This window comes from Xanthomonas sp. NCPPB 3582, from assembly GCF_041475735.2.
Taxonomy (GTDB): Bacteria; Pseudomonadota; Gammaproteobacteria; order Xanthomonadales; family Xanthomonadaceae; genus Xanthomonas; species Xanthomonas codiaei.
Genome location: NZ_CM192968.1, coordinates 3,601,793 through 3,626,971, shown reverse-complemented (window position 1 = coordinate 3,626,971; position 25,179 = coordinate 3,601,793). Strand labels below are relative to the sequence as shown.

Here is a 25,179-nt window from a genome sequence, read left to right as displayed (position 1 = left end):
ACTTCGCAGCGATCTCCGCGTTGTCGTACGCAGATCGTCTTCCTACCTATACAAGCAGGATGCTGGTTGGTGCCTGGCCGCAAGGTCTGCAACATCTTCAACAACGCCGTGACGGCCAGGGAACGCCCGAAGGAACCGACGATGAAGTCAGCCTGCTCGGTGCCAGCGGCGATGCGTTGTTGATCCTGGAGTATCAAGAAGAAGCCGAAGACGCTTATCGGCATGCCTTGAAGGCGATGCGTGGGCATCAGCGCCAGCTGCGACTGCTGTCGTGTCGCAATACCGCCTGGCTGATGCTGAGCCAGCGCCGGCTGAGCGCCGCGTTGAACTGCTTTGCGCAGCTTGCGATGGACCGCGATACGCCGGCCTGTCTGGGTGGCGAAGGCTTGCTCGGCAAGGCGCTGACGCATTTCCATCTTGGCCAGAGCAGCCTGGCCCTGCAGACGCTAGAGCGTGCCCACGAAGTGCTGTCCGAACTGGAAAGCGGTGCATCCGACTGGCTGCGGATCGTCACGGCGCTGCGTCTGGACATGATCGCGCAATTGCGTATCCGCCGCGCCGACCGCATGAGCGACCACGTGTTCTGGCAGGCCACGCTGCGCCAGGAAGACGCCGCGCATGCCTTCGAACCGAGCGAGCTGCGGGCCTGCATCGCCGATCTGTCCGAAAGCATGCCGGTGCTCGCGCAGCGGCTGCGGCATGTTCGCAACCTGCTGCGGATCGCCGGTGGCGACACCTTCGGGTTCGATGCACAGATCGACGCCCTGCCGGCTGCAGCCAACGGGTTCCCCCCATGCGCGCGGCAGGACGCGCAGGTGGAATTGGCGCTGGCCGCCCTGGCGGTAGGCCGAGCCGACCTGGCCGAGCGCGCCCTGGCCGGTGCCGGCCGGCATCACGCGCCGCGCTGGAATCTGGAGTTCGAGTATTGCCAGGCCAAGATCAGCCAGGCGCTGGGGCGCACCGAACAGGCCTTGCTGCTGTACAACCGCTACGCGCTGGGTGCGGTGCAATGCCTGCGCAGCGAAGTGCAGGCGCCGCGCCTGCTCGAAAGCGGCACGCCGGCGCATGTCAGCGACGACATCTCCGCGCGCCTGCCGGCCAAGTACCGCCGTGCCTACAGCTACATGATCGCCAATGCGCACCGCTCGGACCTGTCGATCAACGAAGTGGCCGCGCAGATCGGGGTGACCGGGCGGGCATTGCAGCAGGCATTCAAGTCGGCCACCGGGCTGTCGCCGACCCAGGTCCTGCGGCGCTATCGCATGCAGAGCATCCGCGACGAGCTGCTGGCCGATGGCGGTTGCGGCAGCGTGCTGCAGGCGGCCAGCCGTTGGGGCGTTGGCAGTCGTTCAGCGCTCGCCAAGGGGTATCGCCAGCATTTCAATGAAGCGCCGATGGAGACCCTGCAACGCTAGCCGGCCGCGCACGGCCGGGCGGCAGCGCCTGGCCGTGCGCATCGTTTCCTGCATCCCGTGCAGGCGCCGTCGTTGGTACGCAGGCGAGGGCAGGAGCCCAGGTGAGACGTGCGTGCACGATGGCTTGCGGCTATCCTTGCCGGCTCGCACTGCCACGCAGGAGGCGCGTCCGAGGACGGGCGTGGCCGCCAGGGAAACGACGACGATCATGCAAGATCCCATCTCCGAGGCGACGGACGCCTCACAGATCCGCCGTGCCGGCGTCGACCTCAATGGATTGATGTCGGTTCTGAGCAAGCATCTGTATTCCACGCCGGTGGTCGCGTTACGCGAGCTGGTGCAGAACGCGCACGACTCGATCCTGCGGCGCCGGCTGGAACAGCCGCAGTGGCAGGGTGAATCGCGCATCCACGTGCAGGCCGATCCGGCGCAAGGAATCGTGCGCATCGTCGATACGGGTGCCGGGCTCACCCAGCAGGAAATCCATGATTACCTGGCTACCGTGGGCGTGGGCTATACCCGCGGGCTACGCCAGGGCGGGCACGAAGACAGCGGGCTGATCGGCATGTTCGGGCTGGGCTTCCTGTCGGCCTTCGTGCTGGCACGCCGTGTCACCGTGCGCACCACCTCCTACCAGACGCCGACCCTGGGCCATTGCTACATCTCCAGCAATGCCGAGCAATACACGGTGAGCCCGATACCCGCGCGTGGGCAGGTGGGTACCGAGGTGGTGCTGGAGTTGCACGACCAATACCTGGCATTGGCACAGGACGGACGCCTGCACGAGATCCTGGCGCGCTATTGCGCCTTGTTGCGCGAGCCGATCTGGGTCGGTGCCAACATGCAGCCGATCAATCCCGAGCCGCCGCCGTGGCGCACGCACGATGCGGTGCCGCTGCATCCGGTGCAGGCCTGGCGCCGGCAGCGCGAGTTCGCTGCGCGCTTCGAGCGCAACTTCGAGCCGTTGTGCTGCATGCCGGTCCGTGCGGACGAGGGGAGCGACGCGGTGGGCCTGCTGTGGGTGCAGGACGGTGCCACCTACGGCACCAGCGATAACCGCAATCTGTCGGTGTTCCTGCGCGGCATGTTGCTGGACGACAACGCGCGCGAATTGCTGCCGCCGTGGGCCGGTTTCATTGGCGGGGTGATCGAATCCAATCGCCTGACGCCGACGGCAAGCCGCGAGGACCTGCAGCGCGATGCGGTCTACAGCTCGGTGCAGCATGCGCTGTCCGAGGCCCTGGTGCAGGGGCTGGCGGATGTGGCGCGGCAGCAGCCGGAGGCATGGCGTCGCATCCTGCTGCGGCATAACGAGGCCTTGCTGGGCGCTGCACTGTGCGACGAGCGCCTGTTCGAGTTGCTGCTGGAACATGTGCGGGTGCCGACCTCGCAGGGTGACCTGCCGGCGCAGCAATTGCCGGCGCGTGGCGCCGTGCACGTGATCCTGGACAGCGACAGCGGCTTCGAAGAGATGCTGTTCCGCGCCATGGGCGTGCCGGTGGCCTATGGCAACCGCTATGCGGTGGTGCCGTTCCTGCGCCGTTGGGCGCAGGCCAAGGGGGTGCGCCTGGTCGAGCTGGGAACCGAGCACGGCAACCGTCAGTTGTTCCATCTGGATCGCCTGCCGGCCGATGAACTGGCATGGCTGGAGCAGCACCTGGGCGATGGCGAAGCGCTGGTGCCGGCACGTTTCAGTCCTGCGGAATTGCCGCTGGTGGTGGTGCCCGATCGCGAGGCAGAGCTCAAGCGCCGGCTGGAACAGGACGAAAACGACAAGCGGGTGTCGACGGCCGCGTTGCGGCTGGCGCGGCAGTTCACCGCGCGCATCGAGGCGCGGCAGACCCAGCGGCTGTATCTCAATCTGGACAATCCGGCGCTGCAGGCCTTGCTGGCCGCCCAGCGCGATGGCAATCCGCAGGCCGCCATCGCTGCGCGCTTGCTGCGCTCACTGAAGGTGATCGTGGCAGCGCAGGGGCGTGCGCCGCCGCAGCCAGGGGGCCCCGAGTCGGGCGGGCCCGATCTCAACAAGGCCTTCGGCGATCTTGCCGCGGCCGTGAGTCAACTGCTGGCGCGCTGAGCGCGCACCGAAGGACGTGCGATGGAAATCTGGAACTGGGTGGAAAAACTGCAGGACGACCTGGGCGAAGCCGGGCAGCCGCAGAACGCGCAGCTGCTGACGCGCCTGACCGACCATATTTGCGATCTGCAGATCGAACGTGCCGAAGCCTTGCTGCCCGAGGCGCGTGCGCTGGGCAAGACGCTGGCCAATCCGTGGCTGGAAGTGTTCGTCGGCCATTGGGAGATGCGCAACCGGGTCGGTAACCTGTGCGAGGGAGAACGCGCGCTCGGCGATGCGGTGGCGCTGTTCGAGCGGGCGCACCGCGCCGATGCGGTGGAATGCCCGCAATCGGTCTGCGTCACCCAGGATCTGGCGGCGTGCTATGCCAACATCGATGGCCCGGGCTGGGTGCAAGAACGCATCGAGGTCTGCGACGAAACCTTGGGCCGCATCGACCCGAGCTGGTCGTGCTACCAGTGCCTGAGCTGCGAAAAAGCCGATGCCCTGCTCGACGACGGGCGTGGAGATGCGGCGCTGAGCTATCTGGACCAGCAGTCGCAGACCATCGTTGCCCACGGTGGTCAGATCTACGACGGCGTGCCGGACATGCGGATCTCGATCCTGCTGTCGCTGGGACGCGCCGAGCAGGCGCTGGTATTGATCGAACAACGTGAGCGCGAGGCGGCGCGCGAGGGTGCGGAGTGGGCCAATTGCAGTCAGCCGCGTCGTCTGCAGAAGGCGCGCGCGCTGGCAATGCTCAATCGCGACGACGAGGCCCTGGACGCCTTGCTGCCCTGGCGCGAGGTGGCGCCGCGCTACCGCCTGCACTGGTTGCGCGCGGTGGCGGTGCTGGTGACGCGTGCGCCCGAGCGCAATACCTGGGACCTGGGCAGCCGCGTGCAGCTGATGCTCGATCATTACGCGCAGGTCGGTGCGCATCGCATCCTGATCGAGGCGGCGGAACTTGCGATCGATCTTGCCCTGCAACGCGGTGCGGTGTGGACGGCACGCCGGCATCTGGCGCTCGCCCGTGCGCACCTGCCCAAGTTGCGGCAGGACCGCGGTGCCACGCAGGCACTGGACCGTTGGGCCGCCCGTGTCGAGCCGGCTGCCACCGGCGAGGCGGCACCGGTGCCGGCCGATCAGCTGCTGGAGTGGTTGAACGCGCAGGGCCAGGAGGCGGTGCGCAATCCCGAGCGGGAGGCGCAGCGGTTGCTGCAGGCCGTGGCCGAGCGGCCCGACGATGCGGAGCTGGTCGATACCGCGGCGTCGGCCTTGATCGCCTGCGCGGCGGACGAGCAGGCGATCATGTTGCTGTGGGACTTCGTGCAGCGGCACGCCGACCGCGAAACCAGCCCGACCTTCCGGCTGATGAATCTGCTGCTGGGCCGCGGCGACGACGCCGGGGTGCGCAAGCTGGCGCAGCTGTATCGCCCGCAGGTGCCGGTAGCCGCGCTGTGGTGCGAGGCGCAACTGGCCCAGCGGCTGGCCGACTGGCCGGCGCTGGAACAGGCGTGCACGGCCTTGCTGGAGCTGTCGCCCGGCTCGCATGGCGCGCGCGGATTGTTGGCGCGCATGTATCTGGACACCGGACGTTTTGCCGAGGCTGCCGAGGTCTACCGTCACTTGATCGCGGTGATGGACGAGCCACGCTCGGCGCACTGGGACCATATGACCGCCGCCAGCGCCGCGCAGGATTGGGATGCGGTGCGTGCCTCGGCAGCGGCGATCGGCATGGAACTGAGCAGCACCAGCGGGGTTGTCGAGGAAGACTGGGGCTGGGTGATCGTGCGTTGCGTGGACGATGGCGAGGCGGCCGACTATTACGCACGCCGCACCGGCCCGGTGACCGCGCGCATCATCGAGAATGCGCCTGCGCACCGGCGCCAGCATGTCGGTGACTGGGTGGTGTTCGATGCCGAGCTGCTGTATCCGGCGCCGGAGGACGAGGCCGAACGCGAGCGTTTCGTGCCCACCTATGCGCAGGTGCATGTGCTGGAGACCGGTGGCTACGGCAGTAGCTGGCTGGTGGATGGCGTGCATCCGGGCGACGAGGTCATCGAGGCGATGCGCGCGGACATGGAATCGCGCGGCTGGAAGATGTGGGTGCACAGTCGCGGCGACTACCGTGTCATGGATCCGGATCGGCCGGACGCCTTCGACCCGGACGATGCGACCTCGGGCCTGCCGGGGGTGCTGTTCACCGTGGCGCTTCCGGAAAACGTTTCGCCGCAGGAGTTGCACCGCGTCCTGCGCTGCACCACCTCGCGCTGGTCGCACCCGATGTGCTGGCTGCGGCTGGCCGAGGCCTGCGACCAGGATCCACGCCCGCATCTGGACGCGGTGGAGCGTTACGGGTTGTAAACCGTGCTCCGGGGACGCGTGCAGCTCGAGCGGCCAGGGCGGTGACGTGCGATCGAAGCGTCTAAGGTGGCGGACTGACGTTGTCGCCAGCCCGCACTGCGTGGCCACGCCTTCGCCGCCGGTTTGGCGCCGCCGTGCGCTGTTCCGGCCAGTGCTGCAACGCGTTGGCCTTGCCCAGGGTTGCCGCAGCGAGCGGCAACCCTGCCGGCCTTGCCATCAGTGACGTGCGCCGTAGCGCTCCAGCCAGTGCGCATACGACGCCGGCAGTTGCCAGGACGGACGTTCTTCGCCCAGTGCCAGTGCGGCCTGATAGGGCCAATGCGGGTTGGCCAGATGCGCGCGGCCGACCATCACCAGTTCCATCTGACCGTCGGCGACCACGCGGTTGGCTTCGTGCGGGGCGTCGATATTCCAGGACGAGGCCACCGGCAGCTGCGCCTCGCGGCTTACCTGCGCGGCGATTGGGGCCAGCAGCGCAGGGCCCCAGGGAATCTGCGCAGTCGGCGTGCTGAAGCCGATGCTGACATTCAACAGGTCCAGGCCGCTGCGCTTGAATGCGCGCGTCAGGTCGATCGCTTCGGCCAGCGTTTGCTCGTCGCGGCCGTCGAATTCGATGACGCCGAAGCGGGCGGTGAGCGGCAGATGTTCGGGCCAGACCGCACGCACCGCCTGCAGCGTCTCCAGCAGGAAGCGCGCGCGGCCGTCGGCATCGCCGCCATAGCGGTCCTGGCGCAGATTGGCGTGCACCGAGAAGAAGCTCTGCGCCAGATAGCCGTGCGCGAAGTGCAGTTCCAGCCACTGAAAGCCGGCATCGCGTGCACGCTGCGCGGCGGCGACAAAATCGCCACGCACGCGGGCGATATCGTCCTGCGTCATTTCGCGCGGCAGCTTGGACAGGCCGCCACCGAAGGCGAGTGCCGATGGCGACACGGTGTCCCAGCCGCGCGCATCGTCGGCAGCAATATGGTCGTCGCCTTCCCAGGGACGGTTGGCACTGGCCTTGCGCCCGGCATGGCCGATCTGGATGCCCGGCACCGCGCCGGCGGCGCGGATGGAGGCGGCGATGCGCGCCAGCCCTTCGGCCTGCGCGTCGTTCCACAGGCCAAGGCATCCCGGGGTGATGCGTCCTTCCGGCGAGACGCCGGTCGCCTCCACGATCACCAGCCCGGCGCCGCCGCGCGCCAGTGCGGCGTAGTGCACCTGATGCCAGTCGTTGCTCAGGCCGTTAACGGCGGTGTACTGGCACATGGGAGGAATCGCGATGCGATTGCGGAGCGTGACATCCTTCAGCTGGTACGGCGAAAACAACGATGACATGGGGGACTTTGGTCTGAGAGAGCGAGGGCGCGATCAGACCATGTCGTGCGGCCGCGCGACACCCGCGCCATTGGCACACCGCGTTGCAGCCGCTGCCGACTGCGCGCCCGGCCACACCATGCCTGCGCAGAGGGTTGCTGCGGGCGGACGGCGGCCGTTGCAACGCTGTGTCGCCGCAATGCCGATCGACGCCGCACCGGGTGCACCACATGCGGCGTGGGCGGCCACGCCACCGGCGCCACTGCGCCGGCACGCATCTGCAAGCTGGTGGCACCAGACAGCGGCCTGGCCATCTTTCGAGGCCGGACGCTCGCACGGTAATGGGCCGGCCAGAACCCTGGTCTTGCGAGGTGCCCCCGACGCGGAGCGTGCCCTGGAGCCAGCCGGGTGCGGTGCGTTTCCAGCGCCTGCATAGCCCGCCGCCTGCATACGCCCGATCGCTGACGGGCGTCCAGGGCGGCCGATGTGGCGCTTGTCCGCAGGCGTGGGCCGGCGCACGTTCGCCGCCGTCGCGGCAATGTCAAACTGCCCAGGCCAGCGCCGCTGACCGCGACAGGTTGGGTCGCTGGTTGCAGAAACTGAATTGCTTTACTCTGCTGCGCTTCGGCGTGGGGGCGCCGCGTCGATCCGGGCGCAGTCCAGCCCGCATGCCCAGCCTCTCTTTACTTTATTTGGCGGGTGATCTCATGGTGGCACTGCAGCAGCGCTCGATCGACGTGATTCGTAGCCAGGAGCCGGCCTTGTTGGCCGCCTGGCTCGCATCCGGCGTTGGCAACGATGCGCGCCTTTCCCGGCAGGAGCTGGAAACCCAGAGCGCACAATTCCTGAGTCTGCTGGTGGCGGCGTTGAAGGAGGATGGCAGCAGCCTGGACAGCGCCGAATGGAGCGAGGTCCGCCGCTTCCTGGAGACCCTCTCACGCGACCGCGCCACGCGCGGCTTCGATTCGCAGGAAACCGCCAACTTCATCTTCTCGCTCAAGCGCGTGCTGTTTACGCTGGTCCAGCGCGAATACGCCAGTGATCCGGACGAACTGGGCCAGCAGCTGTGGGCCCTGTCCGAACTGCTCGACCGCCTGGGCCTGTACACCGTCAGGACGTTTCAGAAGACCCGCGAAGACATCATCGTGCGCCAGCAGGAAGAGATGCTGGAGCTGTCCACGCCGGTGGTGAAGCTATGGGAAGGCGTGCTGGCGCTGCCGATGATCGGTACGCTGGATTCGCAGCGCACCCAGGTGGTGATGGAGTCGCTGTTGCAGCGTATCGTCGATACCGGTTCGGAGATCGCCATCATCGATATCACCGGCGTGCCCACCGTGGACACCCTGGTGGCGCAGCACCTGCTCAAGACCGTCACCGCGATCCGTCTGATGGGCGCCGATGCCATCATCAGTGGCGTGCGCCCGCAGATCGCCCAGACCATCGTGCACCTGGGGCTGGACCTGCAGGGCATCGTGACCAAGGCCAACCTGGCCGATGCGCTGGCGCTGGCGCTCAAGCGCACCGGTCTGACCGTGAGCAAGGCAGACTGACATGGAACGCATCCCGATCCTGCGCATGGGCCACCTGTTGCTGGTCACCATCCAGGTGGACATGCACGATCAGCTGGCGCTGCAGCTGCAGGAAGACCTGTCGGAAAAGATCAGCGCCACTTCCGCGCGCGGCGTGCTGATCGATATCTCCGCGCTGGACATCGTCGATTCGTTCATCGGCCGCATGATCAGCACCATTTCCGGTCTGGCCGCGCTGATGGGCGCGCGGACCGTGGTGGTGGGCATGCAGCCGGCGGTGGCGATCACCCTGGTCGAACTGGGGCTGACCCTGCCATCGGTGCGCACGGCGCTCGATGTCGAGCGCGGCATGCGCCTGCTGCAACAACCCGACCCGCAGTCATGAGCGCCGGTTCGCAACCGGTCCGCACCGAACAGGACGTGGTGCTGGCACGGCAGACCGTGCGCAAGCTGGTGGTGCAATGCGGGCTGCGGCTGGTCGACCAGACCAAGCTGGTCACCGCGGCCAGCGAACTGGCGCGCAATACCGTGATCTACGGTGGCGGCGGCGACATGGACTGGGCGCTGGTGGATAGCGGCATTCGCAAGGGCGTGCAGCTGACCTTCCGCGACGAAGGCCCGGGCATTGCCGACCTGGACCTTGCGCTCACCGATGGCTGGACCTCGGGCAGCGGGCTGGGGCTGGGCCTGTCCGGCAGCCGGCGGCTGGTGGACGATTTCGTGCTCGATAGTGCAGCCGGCAAGGGCACCCGCATCACCATCACCAAATGGAAGTGAATGTCGCCGGTGCGCTCACCCAGGTGATCCGCGTCGAAGAGTCCACCCAGGTGGGGCAGGTACGCCGCGACGCGGTGGCGCTGGCCCAGGCCTGCGGATTCGACGAGGACGCCTGCGGACGTGTGGCGCTGGTGGCCACCGAGCTGTGCACCAACCTGCTCAACCACGGCGGTGGCGGGCAGATGCAGTTGTGCAGCGTGGCCGGCCGCGATGGCCCTGGCGTGGAATTGTGCTCGCTCGATCACGGCCCCGGCTTCGTCCTTGCCGACTGCCTGCCCGATGGCTATTCCACCGGCAGCACGCCCGGTAACGGACTGGGCACCGTGCAGCGGCATGCCGCGTTGCTGGATGCCTATTCGGATGCGACCGGTGCGGTGGTACTGGCGCGGGTATACGCCACGCAGGAGACGGCGGCAGACCTGCCCTATGGTGCGATCCGCCTGCCGTTGCACAGCGAAACCGTCTGCGGCGACGCCTGGCACTTGGACGTCGATGCGCAGTGCCTCACCGCCACCGTGATCGATGGCCTGGGCCACGGAGCGGGCGCGGCCGATGCCGCCGATGCGGGTGCGCGCGCCGCCGCGGTGGCCAGCGGTGAGCCCGGCGCGCGTCTTGCACGGTTGCATGTCGCCATGTCCGGCACCCGTGGAGGCGCCGCGGCGGTGATGCAGTTCGACGGTGAAACCGGCCGGGTGCGCTTTGCCGGGGTGGGCAACATCGCCGCGACGCTGTGCGATGGCGACGGCGTGCGCGGCATGCCGTCGCATCCGGGCATCGTCGGCGTGCAGTTTCGCAAGGCGCAATCCTTCGACTTTCCACAGGCCGCCGGCAAGCTGCTGGTGATGCACAGCGACGGCCTGCAATCGCGCTGGAACCTGCGCGATCATCCAGGCGTGCTGTCGCGCCATCCACGCATCGTTGCCGCGGTGCTGGCGCGCGATTACGCGCGCGGCCGCGACGATGCCTGCGTCTTCGTCATGCGCCTGGGAGGCCTGCAATGAACCCACCCGATGCGGCACCGGCCAGCGATCCGCTGGCCGAACTGGAGACCCTGCGCCAGCAGAACCAGGCCCTGCGCGAGGAGCTGGAAGAAACCAACCAGGGCGTGCTCGCGCTGTACGCCGAGCTCGACCAGCAGGCCGAGCAGCTGCGCGATGTGTCCGAGCTCAAGAGCCGCTTCCTGTCGTACATGAGCCATGAGTTCCGCACCCCGCTAGGCTCGATCCTGAGCATCACCCGGTTGCTGGAGGACGGCATGGACGGGCCGCTCAACGACGAGCAGCTCAAGCAGGTGCGCTTTGTCAGCGCCTCCACGCGCGAACTGAGCGAGATGGTGGACGATTTGCTGGACCTGGCCAAGATCGAGGCCGGGCGCATCACCATCTCGCCGGGCTGGTTCGACCTGATGGACCTGTTCGCCGCCTTGCGCGGCATGTTCCGCCCGCTTACCGATGTGGGCAGCACCACCTTGATCTTCGAAGATCCGCCGGTGCTGCCGATGCTGTACACCGACGACAAGAAGCTGGCGCAGATCCTGCGCAACTTCATTTCCAACGCGCTCAAGTTCACCCCGCAAGGCCATGTGCGCGTGCTGGCGCAGCTGGAAGACGAGCACCATGTGCGCTTCAGCGTGCAGGACACCGGCATCGGCATCGCACCGGAGCTTCACGAGGCCTTGTTCGAGGATTTTGTACAGGTGGACTCGCCGTTGCAGAAGCGCCTGACCGGCACCGGGCTGGGCCTGTCGATCTGCAAGCGCTTCGCCGAGCTGCTGGGCGGACGGGTCGGCATCAACAGCGTGGTGGGGCAGGGGTCGGAATTTTTCGTGGTGCTGCCGGTGACGCTGGCAGCGGAGAAGGCACTTGGGCAGTAAGCACCACATCCTGGTCGTGGACGACAATGCGGTGACGCGCTATTCGGTGCGGCGCGTGCTGGAGCACCACCGCTTCGTGGTCGAGGAAGCCGGCACCGGCACCGATGGCCTGGCCAAGCTGGCCGCGCAGTCGTTCGCGGCGGTAGTGCTGGATGTCAACCTGCCGGACATGAGCGGTTTCGACATCGTGCGCACGCTGCGCGCCGAGCCGCGCACCGCGTTGCTGCCGGTGGTGCACGTCTCGGCCGCCTCGATCGCCACCGGCGACATGATCACCGGGCTCGATGCCGGCGCCGACGCGTACATGATCCATCCGGTGGACCCGAACGTGCTGGTCGCCACGCTGCGTACCTTGCTGCGCGCGCGCCATGCCGAAGAGGAGCTGCGGGCCAGCGAGGCGCGTTTTCGCGAGATCTTCGAACACATCGGCGCACCGATAGCGGTGGTCGATGCGCAGCTGCATACGCATGAGGTCAATGCGGCATTCCAACGCCTGATCGGCAGCGCCAGCCCGGCCGAGGCGATCCAGGCCGCTGGGCTGGACCAGTCCGCGACCGTGCAGGCGCTGACCACCGCGCTGCGGCAACGCGAACGCTGGAGCGGCGCTCTGACCTTGCTGCGCGATGGCCGTGCACGCGAAACCGAATGGCGGGTGTCGCCATATCGCGAGCCGGATCTGGGCCTGCTGATGGTCGAGGACGTGACCGAGCAGCGCCTGCGCGAGCGCGAGCAGCGCCAGGAACTGGACACTGCCACCACCGAACTGGCGCACCAGATCGCCGAGCGCCAACGCACCGAAATCCAGCTGCTGCAGGCGCAGAAGATGGAAGCGCTGGGCAAGCTCACCGGCGGCATCGCGCACGACTTCAACAACCTGCTGACCAGCATCATCTCCGGCCTGGACATGATCCAGCTGGCAGTGGAATCCAACCGCATCGAGCGGGTGCCACGGCTGGCCGAAGTCGCCACCGGTTCGGCGCATCGTGCCGCAGCGCTGACCCAGCGCATGCTCGCCTTCGCGCGCAAGCAATCGCTGGATGCCCAGCCCTTCGACGTGAACCTGCGCGTGCGTTCGCTGGAAGACATGCTGCGCCGCTCGATCGGCGAAAACATCGTGCTGGAACTGGAACTGGCCGACGCGACGCTGGTGGCGGTGGCCGATGCCAACCAGCTGGAAAACGTGGTGCTCAACCTGGTGATCAACGCCCGCGATGCGTTGCAGGGCCAGGGCAGCATCCGCGTGCAGACCACCGCGCATACCGCGCACGACGACCCGGAGCTGGACGACGGCGAGTACGTGGCGGTGAAGGTGATCGACAATGGCAGCGGGATCGCACCGGCCATCCTCAACCAGGTGTTCGAGCCGTTCTTCACCACCAAGCCCATCGGCGAAGGCACCGGCCTGGGGCTGTCGATGACCTACGGGTTTGCGCGCCAGTCCTGTGGCACCGCGCGCATCTCCAGCCAGGTGGGCGAGGGCACCACGGTGACGCTGCTGCTGCCGCGCGGGCTGACCGCCAGCGAGCTGCCACCGCCGCCGGCACCGAGCACGCCGCGCACGCACAATGCGCGCATCCTGCTGGTGGACGACACCGACGTGGTGCGCATGATGGTGAGCGAGGTACTCACCGACGCCGGCTATCTGGTGCTCGAAGCCGAGGATGCCAACGGCGCGCTGACCCATCTGCGCACCGAGGTGCCGATCGATCTGGTGGTGTCGGATGTCGGCCTGCCGGGCATGAACGGGCGCGACATGGCCGACCTGGCGCGGGTGCTGCGGCCTGGCCTGCCGATCCTGTTCATCACCGGCTACGCAGAGAACGCGATCACCCGGCAGGAGTTCCTGGCCGAGGGCATGGCCCTGTTGCCCAAGCCCTTCAGCCTCAACGACCTGCTCAATACCGTCGGCCAGATGCTCGACAGCAGCGCGCTGGCGCGCGCGTAGCGGCCGGCGCGCCTGGCCGCAGCGATGGCAGCTGCGATCGGCTGCAACCGCCAGGCCGGACGCGTGGCACAGGCGCGAGAGGGTGGCGCTTGGCGCGGTGCGCGGCAGTGGCGCTGGAAGGCGATGCGTGCTTCGGCATCGGTGGTGCGTGAGGCTTCGATCATCAGCGGGCGTGAGATGCCGCGTGACGCCTGCTGAGGGTGTTTCCTGTGTGCACGCGGTGCGAGGTCGTGCGTGGAGAGGCGCGCTACAGCGGCGTGGTTTCGCGCCGCGGGTGTGGCCAAGGTCGCCGCCGCGCGGGGCGATGCGCTCGCACGTGTACGTTGCGAGCGCATCGCATTTCTCGGGGCACACCGGCACGGCCGGTTTGCGATCATCCTGATCGCTGATCCAATCCCCAATCCCCAATCGCGCGCGTCAGCCCCCAGCCGCAAGACTCGCATCCGTAGCGCGGCTGCACTCAGCGCGCATACGCGTACGGACCGAACGTGGCACCCAGGAAACCGCCGGCGGTGTCGGTACTGAGGATGCTGGCATCGCCCTGCTCGAGCAAGGTCTGCCACTGGCCGGCGCCCACGGCATAGTCCACGCGCACCCGCGCCCCATCCAGCGTGAAGCGCAGCTGCACCGGTTGCGTGGCATCGGAAAGTGGTGCACGTGCCAGCACGCTGCCGATGGCCGGATCCTGCACGCCCGCACGGCGATACAGCACCACCGAGGTGCCGGCGTCGTCGCGTACCAGCATCGCTGCCAGGAAGTGGCTTTCCTTGGCGACCACCGCCAGGCCGGCCTGTTCGCCGGATGCCAGGGCACTGCCATCCACCTGTGCCAGCAGGGTAGCGTGATGATGCTGCAGGCGGTGACCCAGATACGCCGGCTGGCCGCGGCCGATATCGCCCAAGGCCACTTTCGATGGCGTAATGCGCAGGCCCTGTGGTCCAGGCACGTACCAGGGTTGCACCGGCGGGTGGAAGGTCATCCACTGCATCGGAACCCGCGCCGTCTGGAAGCGCTCGCTCCACTGCATCGGGCCGCTGGTGGGGATGGTCTGCGTGCCCTTCGGCAGCGTCGGGCGCGTGGTCACCGCCGGCACGGCGCTCCCGTGCGGCAGCACCACCGGCCAGCCGTCGCGCCAGGTCACAGGCAGCAGGAAGGTTTCGCGGCCCAGGTTGTACTGGTTGCCCCGGTAGGGGCGGGTGGCCAGGAACACCGCCCACCACGAGCCGTCCTTCAGCTCGACGAACTGTGCGTGCCCGGTCGAGGTGATCGGCGCACTGCGGCCGGGATCCAGATCGCGCTGGGTGAGCACCGGGTTGCCGCTCCAGGCTTGGTACGGGCCGTTGATCTTGCGGCTGCGGTAGATCATCTGTGCGTGCTGTTCGCCGGTGCCGCCTTCGGCCGCGGTCAGGTAGTAGTAGCCCTTGTGGCGGAACAGGTGGGGGCCCTCGATGTGTTCGGGATTGGTGGCCGGCTGGAAGCCGGAATCCCGGATCATCTGGCGCGTGCCGACCAACTTCATGCTGGCCAGATCCAGCTGCTGCAGCCAGATCGCACGGTGTCCTTCGTACCGCATCTTGCCCGCAGGCACGTCGTTGTGGACCAGCCAGGCGCTGCCGTCGTCGTCGAAGAACAGCGACGGGTCGATGCCCTTGGCATCCAGCCACACCGGATCCGACCAGGGCCCGGCCGGGTCCTTGGCGGTGATCAGGAAGTTGCCGCCATCGCAATAGAAACAGGTGTTGGCGATGTAGAAGGTGCCGTCGTGGTGGCTGATGCTGGCGGCGAACAGGCCGCGGGTCAGTTCGTCGCGGCCGTAATCGATCTGGTCCGGCCGATCGATCGCATTGCCGATCTGGGTCCAGTGCACCAAGTCGCTGCTCTTGAACACCGGCAGGCCTGGAAAGTAGCCGAACGTGGAGTTGACCAGGTAGAAGTCATCGCCGACCCGGATCGCAGACGGGTCGGGATAAAAGCCGGCCAGCACCGGGTTGCGGTACTGGGCTTCGGTGGGCAGCGGCCCGCCGTCATCGCCCTGGTAGTCCACGCGGGTGACCAGCGCGCTGCCGGCATATGCCAGCTGGCAGCTCACGCTGGCCAGCATCCCCAACATCCATCCGATGCGTTTCAAGACCGCTTCCCCAATCGTCGCGCTGGCCCGGCGCCAGCCCCACGGCAGCATGCCACTTCGTGGCAGGGCTGGTGGCGACGATGCGCCATGGCACACCAGCATGACTGCCTGCACCACGGCCGGTGGCCCGGGACGGTCGCGGCTGCCACTTCGCTGCAACATTGCTGACATATCGTGCGCGCGGCGCCATGCTGCGCCCCCTTCCGGCATGCCCATGCCGAACGGACTCATTCTCGCGTCACTCATTCAAGGACCCACCCGCATGTCGTTGTACTCGCCTGTCTCGCCGTCGCTGACGCCCGCCACCCTGCACCCCGCGCGCTGCCGCACCGCGTTGCAGCGCACGCCGCTGGCACGCGCCTGCGCCGGCCTGCTGCTGGCCTCGATGGCGGCCGCCGCTTCCGCGCAGCAGGCGCCGGTGACCCAGGGCGAGGGCAGCCCGACCGCGCTGGATACGGTGACCGTCACCGCCGAGCACCGCGAGCAGAACCTGCAGGAGGTGCCGGTGTCGGTGGGGGTGGTGCAGGGCGCGGCCATGCGCCAGTACACCGCCGGTGGCGAGGACACCTTGCTGGCGCTGTCCGGCCGCGTGCCGGGCTTCTACGCCGAGACCACCACCGGGCGCATCTTCCCGCGCTTCTACATCCGCGGCCTGGGCAACATCGACTTCTATCTGGGCGCCTCGCAGCCGGTGTCCATCATCCAGGACGACGTGGTGCTGGAGCACGTGGTGCTCAAGTCCAACCCGGTCTACGACGTGGACCAGGTGGAAGTGCTGCGCGGCCCGCAGGGCACCCTGTTCGGCCGCAACACCACCGCCGGCATCGTCAAGTTCGACACCGTCAAGCCCGGCGACACCTATACCGGCCGTCTCGACGCCAGCTACGGCAGCTACAACACCGTGTCCCTGGATGGCGGCTTCGGCGGCCCGATCAACGATGTGCTGTCGTTCCGCGTCTCGGCGTTGTACCAGCACCGCGACGACTGGGTGGACAACACCTTCGCCGGCAGCAGCGCCGATGGCACGCGCACCCCGCGCAAGGACGCGATGGGCGGCTACAACGACCGCAACGCGCGCCTGCAGGTGCTGCTGAAGCCCAACGACGCGTTCTCGTTGCTGGGCTCGGTGCATACACGCGATTACGACGGTACCTCCACGCTGTTCCTGCGCAATGCGGTCACCCGCGGCAGCGACAAGGTGGACGTGCCGCGCGATCGCGTGGCCTACGACGAAGCGCACGACAACCCGCAGGCGTACCAGACCGACGGCGGCTCGATCAAGGCGATCTACGATTTCGGCGGCGTGTCGCTGACCTCGATCACCGCCTACGAAACCACCTCCGGCTACAGCCGTGGCGACACCGATGGCGGCGCGGCGGCCAATTTCCCGGTCAATGGCGTGCCGAACGGCTTCGGCCAGTCGATGGGCCAGATCCGCGACCTGGACCAGTACACCCAGGAACTGCGACTGGCCAGCGAAGGCGACGATGCGCTGCAATGGCAGCTGGGCGCGTTCTATTTCGACGGCCGCGACACCACCGATTTCTATCAGCGTGCCTATTTCCTGCAGACCGCCGCGCGCAATCCCAACAACTGGGTGCGCCTGCGCAACACCAACACCTCGTGGGCCGGCTTCGGCCAGCTGAGCTACAAGGCCACCGACGCACTGACGCTGACCGCCGGCATCCGCCAGACCAAGGACACCAAGCAGACCCGCCTGCTCAAGAGCGCCGACACCGCCGCCGGCGTGGTGACCTACCGCGGCCGGCGCGACGTGCGCCTGTCCGACACCCAACCCAGCTGGGACCTGAGCGCCATGTACGCGTTCAACCCGGAGTTGAGCGTGTATGCCCGCGTGGCGCGCGGCTTCCGCGGCCCCACCATCCAGGGCCGCAGCGCGGTGTTCAATTCGGACTTCACCACTGCCGATTCGGAAACCATCCTGTCCTGGGAAGCCGGCATCAAGAGCAGCCTGTTCGACAATCGCCTGCGTCTGAACGTCAGCGGCTTCACCTACACCGTCGATGACATCCAGCTCAACGGCAACGATTCGGACGGCAACGGCGTGCTGTTCAACGCCGACAAGGCCAAGGCCTACGGCCTGGAAGCGGACCTGGACTGGCGCCCGATCTCCAATCTGTCGCTTACCGCCGGCCTGAGCCTGCTGCATAGCGAAATCCACGACAAGCGTGTCTATGCACAGGCCTGCGCACTCAATGGCGTGGTGGTGTGCACGGTCAACGACCCGACCATCCGCGTGGGTGCCAATACCTTTGCGCAGATCGACGGCAACCCGTTGCCCAATGCGCCCAAGTACAACCTCAACCTGGCCGCGCGCTACGACATCCCGGTGGGCAACGACGGTGCGTTCTTCGTGTCCACCGACTGGAACAGGCAGGGCCAGACCAGCTTCGTGCTGTACGACTCCACCGAGTTCCGCGCCGACGGCAATTTCGAAGGCGGCCTCAAGCTGGGCTATACCGGCGGTTACGGTGCGTGGGAAGTGGCGGCATTCGCACGCAACATCACCAACGAAAAGAACGTCAAGGGTGTGATCGAAAACTACATGGCGGCGGTCTATAACGAGCCGCGCATCGTGGGCGTGTCGGTCAACGTCAACTGGCAGTAACGCCAGCGCAGACAGGGCCGCGGCGCAGCTGTCGCGGCCCTGCCTGCTGACGCAGCCAGGCCAGCGGCATGGATGCGCCGCTGGCGTTGTCGTCTCAGCCCTGGCTCAGGACCGAGCGTACCCAGCTGACGATCTGCGCGCTGCTCACCGCACCGGAATGTCGGCCGATCTCGTGCCCGGCGCGGATCACCAGCAAGGTGGGGATGCTGCGAATGCCAAAGCGCGTGCCCAGGGCCGGATGCAGGTCGGTGTCCACCTTGGCCAGCCGCACCTGCGGCTCCAGCGTTGCCGAGGCGGCGGCGAATTGCGGCGCCATGCTCAGGCATGGCCCGCACCACGGCGCCCAGAAATCCACCACCAGCGGCAGCTCGCTGCGCACGGCGTGCTTGTCGAAATCCACAGCCGACAAGGCCACCGGCGCGCCGAGAAACAGCGGGCGGTGGCAGTGGCCGCAGTTGGGCGCATCGCGCAGACGCGCACGCGCGACGCGGTTCATCGACGCGCAGCTCGGACAGGCAATCAGCAGCGGGGCGTCGGTCATGCAGGGGTCTCCGGTGGTCATGCAGGGCGTTCGCCAGCTCGCGCCTGGGCGGCGAACGCGGCGGCAGGCTGCCAGTGTAGCCATCACCATGCGCGAACACCGTGCACTGCGAGATGCACGGCGAGCGCACGCTGCAGGCTCAGGCCGACTGCCCCAGCACCACGGTCGGAACGAAGCCGCCATAGATCATGCGTTTGCCGTCGAATGGCATCGGGTTGACCGACGGGTCCATGCGCGGGTCTTCCATCATCTTGCGCATGCCCTCGTCGCGGGTGGCCTTGTCCGGCCATTCGATCCAGGAAAACACCACCGTCTCGTCCTCGGTGGCCTCGACCGCGCGATAGAAGTCGGTCCATTGCCCCCGTTGCACATCATCGCCCCAGCACTCCACCACGCGCAGCGCACCGTATTCCATGATGATCGCATCGCCCATGCGGGCGTGCGCGATGAACGCGTCCTTGTTGGCCGTGGGCACGGCCAGCACAAACCCATCGATATACGACATAACCACCTCCGTAGACCGGGCGCACGGCGTGCACCCGAGGATGACCAAGGGATGTTGGTGCGACCAAGAACGTGGGAAGCAGTGGGGGCCGGGAGCGTGCATCCAGCGCGCTTGCCGCTTGAGCATACGGTGCTGGCAGCCGGTGAGCACTGCTTGAGTTGGCTGTCACGTGGGGTGCGCCCTACACGGCGCCGGTCGGGCCCGTTCGAACGACTGCCGATGGCTCGCGCTGGCTCGGTTTGACCGATGGCAGCGCCCGGATTCCGCTCCTCGGGCGGGACAACAGGCGGGCCGCCCCTGCAGGGAGGAGCCGGAGCCCGCTGTTGCCTGCCGCGGGCGCGAGACCTGCAGTGCGGCGGTCAGGCCGCCAGGTTGTGGCGACGCAGCCGGGCTTCGAAGACCACCTCGCCGTCTTCGTTGCGCGCCTGCAAGGTGCCGCCATGCGCCTTGACGAACTGGTCGGCGATGAACAACCCCAGCCCCAGCCCCTGGCTGGCATGGAAGCTGGCCTTGAACGGCTCGAACAGGCGCGGCATCAGGCTGTCTGGGATGTGTCCGGCATTGCGTACCGACAGCCGTAGCGTGTCGGCCTCGCGCCCGTCCAGATGCACCTGCACCGGGTGCTGGCCGCCGTGCAGCACGGCGTTGCCGACCAGGTTGGAGACCACCTGGGCCAGCCGGTCGCCATCGCCATCGCCGTGCAGGTCGCCCTCGGTGCGCAAATCGATGGTGGTCTGCGGGTTGGCCTGCGCCACTTCACCGACCACGCCATGCGCCACCTCGCCAAAATTGCAGGGGCCGAATTGCATCGGCAACCCATCGGTGCGCAGGCGCGAGAAATCCAGCAACTGCTCGACCATGCGCGCCATGCGCCGCGCGCTGTTTTCCAGGTGCTCGAGCGTGCGGGCCGCCGAGCCATCGGCCGCCACGTCCAGGCCGAGCTTGTCGGCGCACAACAAAATCACCGACAGCGGCGTGCGCAGGTCGTGGGTGAGCACCGCCATCATGGTTTCGTTGAGCGTGAGCGCGCGTTCCAGCGAGGCGTTGCGTGCCTTGAGCAAGCGCCGCTGCTGGTACAACTCGATGAACACGTTGACCTTGCTCAGGATCACGTGCGGCTCGATGGGCTTGTGCAGGAAATCCACCGCGCCGGTCTCGTAGCCCTGGAAGGCGCGCATCGGATCGTTCGGCGACGCGGTCAGGAAAATGATCGGTACATGCCGGGTGCGCTGCGAGCCGCGCATCAGTTCGGCCAGCGAGAATCCGTCCATTTCCGGCATGTGCACATCGAGCAGGGCCAGCGCCACGTCGTGTTCGAGCAGCAGCTCCAGCGCCTGCGCACCGGATGCGGCGCACAGCACTTCGATGCCGTCGCGCTGCAGCAGCGCTTCCATCGCCACCAGATTCTGCGGCACATCGTCCACGATCAGGATCTTGGCGGGTTCATCGCCGGGCGCATCAGGGCCGGTCGCGGTGAGGTTCATGGGCGAAAGGTTTCCAGTTCGCTGCAGATCGCCTGCAGGGTCAGCACCGCATCGGCGCCGGCGTGGGCAAGCGCGGAGGCGGGCATCAAGGGAGAGGCTGCATCGTCGGGCCGCTGGATCCAGGCCGTGCCACCGGCCGCGCGCACCGCCGCCACGCCGGCGCTGCCATCGCTGCTGGCGCCGGTGAGCAGGATCGCCAGCAGGCGCTCGGCAAACACGTCGGCGGCCGACTCGAACAGCGGGTCGATCGCCGGGCGCGAGAACAGCACCGGCGCATCCATCGACAACGCCAGGGTGGTGCGGCTCTCCACCAGCAGGTGGTAATCGGGTGGCGCGATGGTGACGGTGCCGGCCAGCAACGGCTGCTTGTCTTCGGCCTCGCGCACCGGCAGCGCGCAGCGCGCATCCATCAGTTCGGCCACATGGCTGGCGCGGTCGCGCGGCAGGTGCAGCACCACCAGCACCGGCATCGGCAGGGACGCCGGCAGGCTGGACAACAGCGCCTGCAGCGCCGTGACCCCGCCGGCCGACGCGCCGATCACCATCGCATCGAAGCGCGGGTGTGCGGGCAGGGCGCTCATGCGGCCTTCCGATACAGGCGTTGTTCGCGCGCGCAGGTTTCGAACGCCTGCGCATGCGCGCCGAACTGCAGCGATTCCTTGCTGCCCAGGCCCAGGAACCCGCGGTGCACCAGTGCCTCGAAGAACAGGCCCACCGCGCGGTCCTGCAGGCTGCGGTTGAAATAGATCAGCACATTGCGGCACGACACCAGGTGCACTTCCGAAAACACCGTGTCGGTGGCCAGGCTGTGATCGGCGAATACGATGTTGCGTTTCAGGCGGCGGTCGAACACCGCACCGTCGTAGGCGGTGGTGTAGTAATCCGAAAGCGAACCCAGGCCGCCGGCCTCCAGGTAGTTGCGGCTGAACTGCGCAATGCGGTCGATGCCGTAGGCACCGGCCTCGGCCATGCCGAGCGCCTCGGGATTGATGTCGGTGGCGTAGATCACCGCTTTTTCCAGCAGGCCTTCTTCGTGCAGCAGGATCGCCAGCGACCACACTTCCTCGCCGGTACTGCAGCCGGCCACCCACAGCTTGATCGAAGGGTAGGTGCGCAACACCGGCAACGCATGCTCGCGCAGCACGCGGAAATACGCCGGATCGCGGAACATCTCCGACACCTGCACCGTGAAGAACTGCATCGCCTGCGCGAAGGTGTCCGGCTCGTGCAGCAGGCGGTGCTGCAGGTCGGCCACCCGCGCGCACTCGAAACGCGCCATCGCATGGCGCATGCGCCGCCGCAGCGAGGACACCGCGTAATCGCGGAAATCGTAGTGGTAGCGCTGGTAGACCGCCTCCAGCAGCACCCGCAATTCCAGGTCGAACAGTTCCACCGGGTTCATTGCCGCGAGCACCAGACGCGGCACAGCGACACCAGCTTGTCCACGTCGATGGGCTTGGCGATGTAGTCGTTGGCGCCGGCTTCCAGGCAACGCTCGCGGTCGTCGGCCATGGCCTTGGCGGTCAGCGCGATGATGGGCAGATCCTGCCATTGCCGATTGGCGCGGATTTCGCGCATCGCGGTCAGGCCATCCATCTCGGGCATCATGATGTCCATCAGTACCAGGTCCACCTCGCGGACGGCCAGCCGTTCCAGCGCCTCGCGTCCGTTGCGGGCGATTTCCAGCGTCACGCCCAGCGGTTCGAGCACGCTGGACAGCGCGAAGATGTTGCGCACATCGTCTTCGGCCAGCAGCACGGTGGCGCCGTCGAGCACCGCATCGCGGCGACGCGCTTCGCGCAGCAGGCGTTGCTGGTCGCTGGGCAGCGAGGCTTCCACGCTGTGCAGGAACAGCGTCACTTCGTCGAGCAGGCGCTCGGGCGAACGCACGCCCTTGATGATGATGCTCTTGGAGTAACGACGCAGTTGCTGCTCTTCATCGCGCGTCAGTGCGCGACCGGTGTAGACGATCACCGGTGGGAAGGCCACCGCATCGTTGCCGGCCATGCGTTCGAGCAGGTCGTAGCCGCTACCGTCCGGCAACGCCAGGTCGGTGACCATGCAGTCGAAGGTGGAGCCGGCCAGTTGCTCCATCGCTTCGGCAATCGTGCCCACGGCCACGATCTCCAGTTGGTCGCGCGCCAGCAGCAGCTGCAGGTTGGCACGCAAGGCGCTGTCGTCTTCGACGATCAGCAGGCGTCGCACTGCGCGTGCATTGGTTTCTTCCAGCTGGCGGATCGCGCCGGCCAGCAACTCGCGCGTGGCCGGCTTGATCAGATAGCCCACTGCGCCGAGTTCCAGCGCAATCTGGCTGCGTTCCAGCGCCGATACCACGTGTACCGGGATATGCCGGGTGGCCGGATCGCGCTTGAGGCGTTCGAGCACGCTCAGGCCGGAGGCGTCCGGCAGGCCGATGTCCAGCAGGATGCCGCTGGGGCGCAGTTCGGCGGCCAGGCGCAGCGCCTCTTCGGCATTGGGCGCCACCACGCAGTCGAAATCCAGTTCATGCGCCAGATCGACCAGCGCCTGCGCAAAGCGGGTGTCGTCTTCCACCGCCAGGATCAGGCGGCCGGGCCGTAGCCGTTGCTCGCGATCGTCCAGCGCAGGCGGCAGCGGCGCGGCGCCGGCGGCGGGAATCGGCAACGGCGGCGTGGACGTGATGCCGTTGACAACGCCGCGCCGTGCGGCAGTGGCCACCCCAGCATGCGTGAGTTGCGCAGACTCGGCTGCCGATGTCGATGCAGTGGCAGTAGGGTCGGTGTGGGGGAGGACGACATCCTCGGCAGGTGCGCCGTCGGTAGGCAGCTCCAGCGTGAAGCAGCTGCCACGTCCCGGTTCGCTGTCCACGCGGATGCTGCCGCCCATGCGTTGCGCCAGATCGCGCGAGATCGATAGCCCCAGGCCGGTGCCGCCATAGCGCCGCCGTGTGCTGCCATCGGCCTGCCGGAACGCTTCGAAGATCACCTCGGTCTGCTCGCGCGCAATGCCGATGCCGGTGTCTTCCACCTTGAACAGCACCCGCCCGGGCGTATGCGCCTGGATCGACAGACGCACCTTGCCGTGCTCGGTGAACTTGACCGCGTTGGCCAGCAGGTTCTTGAGGATTTGCTGCAGGCGCTGGTTGTCGACCACCAGCTGGCTGGGGACGCCGACCCCGGCTTCGATCTCCAGCGTCAGCCCTTTCTGCCGCGCCAGCGGTTCGAAGGTGTCGCGCAGCCGCTGCACGATGCTGCCGGTGTCCACGGTCTCATCTGCCAGCTCCACGTGCCCGGCCTCGATCTTGGACAGATCCAGGATGTCGTTGATCAGCGCCAGCAGGTCGTTGTTGGACGACAGGATCGCCTGCGCGTATTTCACCTGTTCGGCGCTGAGCGTGCCGTCCTTGTTGTCGGCCAGCAGCTTGGCCAGGATCAGCGCGCTGTTGAGCGGCGTGCGCAGCTCGTGCGACATATTGGCCAGGAACTCGGACTTGTAGCGCGATGCGGTCGCCAACTCGTTGCCATTGCGCACCAGCTGGTTCTGCGCCACCAGCAAGGCCTGCTTCTGCGCTTCCAGCGCCTGGGTGCGCTCTTCCAGCTGCACGTTGGTCTGTTCCAGCTCGGCCTGCTGCTGCTCCAGATCGCTCTGCGACTGCTGCAGGCTACGGCTCTGTTCTTCCAGTTCTTCGTTGGCAACGCGCAGTTCTTCCTGCTGCGTCTGCAGTTCCTCGCTCTGGCGCTGGGTTTCTTCCAGCAGGGCCACCAACTGCGCGCGCAGCAGCGCGGTGCGCAGGGCCAGGCCGATGTTTTCGCCGCAGCGTGCCAGCAGTTCGTCCTCGCGCGTGGCTGCCGGCCGCGCATCACTGACACGGCCCAGCTCCAGCAGGCCGATCACCCGCCCATCGGCAGTGACCGGCGCCAGCAACAGTTCCTGGCAGGCGCTCTGGCCCAGGCCGGAGGCGATCTGCAGGTGCCCGGCGTCCACGCCGCGCACCCGGCGCACCGCCGCCCGCTGCAATACCTCGCCCCATTGGCCGGCGTTGCTCGGCAGCGAGGCCGGCATGTCCACCGGCAGTGCGGCACCGCCGGTCAGGCGCAGGCGATCGCCCTCGATGCGATACAGCGCACCGACCTGCGCATCCAGCGTCTCGCACAGGGCGCGCACCGCGGCATCGGCCAGGTCCTGTGGATTCTGGTCGCCGCGCAGGCTGGCTTCCACGGTGTTTTCGGCCTGCTGCAGCCACAGCGCCACCTCGGCCTGGCGCCGCGCCCGAATCGCCTGCGTCACCACCAGCGCCATCGCCAGGAACGACACACCGCCGATGCTGCGATTGATCGAAGAGAAACTCGAGTTGGTGCTGGGCGGCGCCAGGTGAAAGCCGGTTGCCAGCAGCACGCACGACAGTACGCCGACCACGATGGGCACCTGCGGGCGGTTCTGGAACACGGTGACGCCAACGGCCATGAAATAGGTCAGCCACACCGCGTAGCCCAGCGGCGTCACCAGCTCTGCGCCCAATGTCCCGGCCATCAGGGCCCCCGCGCACACCCAGATCCAGCGGTCGCGTGTGGTCGAGATGTTCTGCATGAGGCGCTGACCGAAACTGGGAGGGCGGTCATGGTAGCCGATAAGTTTCACGCGCAAATCGCCGGGTT

General features: G+C 67.5%; 18 protein-coding genes. 10 read left to right on the top strand and 8 right to left on the bottom strand.

The window, feature by feature from the left end; translation table 11 throughout:
• Positions 1–59 precede the first annotated feature (59 nt).
• The 3 genes from ACCQ05_RS15260 (at position 60) to ACCQ05_RS15250 (ending at position 5,838) form a co-directional block, all read left to right on the top strand.
• On the top strand, positions 60–1,415 hold the full coding sequence (locus tag ACCQ05_RS15260; protein WP_372394116.1) for a helix-turn-helix transcriptional regulator: 1,356 nt from the start codon (positions 60–62) through the stop codon (positions 1,413–1,415).
• 208 nt (positions 1,416–1,623) lie between these two features.
• A complete protein-coding gene (locus tag ACCQ05_RS15255) occupies positions 1,624–3,492 on the top strand; it encodes an ATP-binding protein (protein ID WP_372391272.1) in 1,869 nt (622 codons plus the stop codon).
• 21 nt (positions 3,493–3,513) lie between these two features.
• Positions 3,514–5,838 carry a tetratricopeptide repeat protein gene (locus ACCQ05_RS15250; protein ID WP_372391270.1) on the top strand — a complete coding sequence of 775 codons (2,325 nt, stop codon included), beginning with the start codon at positions 3,514–3,516 and terminating at the stop codon, positions 5,836–5,838.
• A gap of 216 nt (positions 5,839–6,054) precedes the next feature.
• Here ACCQ05_RS15250 and ACCQ05_RS15245 read toward each other — a convergent pair whose 3' ends face one another.
• On the bottom strand, positions 6,055–7,155 hold the full coding sequence (locus ACCQ05_RS15245) for an NADH:flavin oxidoreductase/NADH oxidase (protein WP_372391268.1): 1,101 nt from the start codon (positions 7,153–7,155) through the stop codon (positions 6,055–6,057).
• Positions 7,156–7,841: 686 nt separating this feature from the next.
• Between ACCQ05_RS15245 and ACCQ05_RS15240 the strand changes: the two genes are divergently transcribed.
• From ACCQ05_RS15240 to ACCQ05_RS15215, 6 genes are read left to right on the top strand one after another with little or no spacing between them, the layout of a single operon-like run.
• A complete protein-coding gene (locus ACCQ05_RS15240; protein ID WP_104539569.1) occupies positions 7,842–8,684 on the top strand; it encodes an STAS domain-containing protein in 843 nt (280 codons plus the stop codon).
• 1 nt (position 8,685) lies between these two features.
• Complete coding sequence (locus ACCQ05_RS15235) at positions 8,686–9,048, top strand: STAS domain-containing protein (protein ID WP_064509613.1); 363 nt, start codon at positions 8,686–8,688, stop codon at positions 9,046–9,048.
• Entirely contained in the window at positions 9,045–9,440 is a 396-nt protein-coding gene (locus tag ACCQ05_RS15230; RefSeq protein ID WP_228962550.1) for an ATP-binding protein, read from the top strand. The genes ACCQ05_RS15235 and ACCQ05_RS15230 overlap by 4 nt, the downstream gene beginning before the upstream one ends.
• Positions 9,431–10,441 (top strand): ATP-binding protein, encoded by a 1,011-nt coding sequence (locus tag ACCQ05_RS15225; RefSeq protein WP_372391265.1) that lies wholly within the window; start codon positions 9,431–9,433, stop codon positions 10,439–10,441. The genes ACCQ05_RS15230 and ACCQ05_RS15225 overlap by 10 nt, the downstream gene beginning before the upstream one ends.
• Positions 10,438–11,313, top strand: coding sequence for a sensor histidine kinase (locus tag ACCQ05_RS15220; protein WP_104539571.1), 876 nt, complete (start codon positions 10,438–10,440; stop codon positions 11,311–11,313). Before ACCQ05_RS15225 ends, ACCQ05_RS15220 begins: the two co-directional genes overlap by 4 nt.
• The gene (locus ACCQ05_RS15215) at positions 11,303–13,258 is read left to right on the top strand and encodes a PAS domain-containing hybrid sensor histidine kinase/response regulator (RefSeq protein WP_372391263.1); all 1,956 of its coding nucleotides are present in this window, start codon (positions 11,303–11,305) and stop codon (positions 13,256–13,258) included. Before ACCQ05_RS15220 ends, ACCQ05_RS15215 begins: the two co-directional genes overlap by 11 nt.
• Before the next feature lie 460 nt (positions 13,259–13,718).
• On the opposite strand, the gene ACCQ05_RS15210 is transcribed toward ACCQ05_RS15215, so the two are convergent.
• Complete coding sequence (locus ACCQ05_RS15210; protein ID WP_372394114.1) at positions 13,719–15,368, bottom strand: glycoside hydrolase family 43 protein; 1,650 nt, start codon at positions 15,366–15,368, stop codon at positions 13,719–13,721.
• Positions 15,369–15,648: 280 nt separating this feature from the next.
• On the opposite strand from ACCQ05_RS15210, the gene ACCQ05_RS15205 reads away from it, so the two are divergent.
• Positions 15,649–18,015 (top strand): TonB-dependent receptor, encoded by a 2,367-nt coding sequence (locus ACCQ05_RS15205; protein ID WP_372391261.1) that lies wholly within the window; start codon positions 15,649–15,651, stop codon positions 18,013–18,015.
• A gap of 94 nt (positions 18,016–18,109) precedes the next feature.
• Here the strand turns inward: ACCQ05_RS15205 and trxC are convergent, their stop codons facing one another.
• The 6 genes from trxC to ACCQ05_RS15175 form a co-directional block, all read right to left on the bottom strand.
• Positions 18,110–18,556, bottom strand: a complete 447-nt coding sequence (trxC, locus tag ACCQ05_RS15200) for a thioredoxin TrxC (RefSeq protein ID WP_228961707.1) — start codon at positions 18,554–18,556, stop codon at positions 18,110–18,112.
• A gap of 139 nt (positions 18,557–18,695) precedes the next feature.
• Positions 18,696–19,061, bottom strand: a complete 366-nt coding sequence (locus ACCQ05_RS15195; RefSeq protein ID WP_228961708.1) for a DUF1428 domain-containing protein — start codon at positions 19,059–19,061, stop codon at positions 18,696–18,698.
• Positions 19,062–19,420: 359 nt separating this feature from the next.
• Positions 19,421–20,545, bottom strand: coding sequence for a hybrid sensor histidine kinase/response regulator (locus ACCQ05_RS15190; RefSeq protein WP_228961709.1), 1,125 nt, complete (start codon positions 20,543–20,545; stop codon positions 19,421–19,423).
• Positions 20,542–21,126 carry a chemotaxis protein CheB gene (locus ACCQ05_RS15185; RefSeq protein WP_228961710.1) on the bottom strand — a complete coding sequence of 195 codons (585 nt, stop codon included), beginning with the start codon at positions 21,124–21,126 and terminating at the stop codon, positions 20,542–20,544. Before ACCQ05_RS15185 ends, ACCQ05_RS15190 begins: the two co-directional genes overlap by 4 nt.
• Entirely contained in the window at positions 21,123–21,971 is an 849-nt protein-coding gene (locus tag ACCQ05_RS15180; protein ID WP_208622679.1) for a CheR family methyltransferase, read from the bottom strand. Before ACCQ05_RS15180 ends, ACCQ05_RS15185 begins: the two co-directional genes overlap by 4 nt.
• Positions 21,944–25,111, bottom strand: a complete 3,168-nt coding sequence (locus tag ACCQ05_RS15175; RefSeq protein ID WP_372391259.1) for a response regulator — start codon at positions 25,109–25,111, stop codon at positions 21,944–21,946. The genes ACCQ05_RS15180 and ACCQ05_RS15175 overlap by 28 nt, the downstream gene beginning before the upstream one ends.
• Between the last annotated feature and the right edge of the window lie 68 nt (positions 25,112–25,179).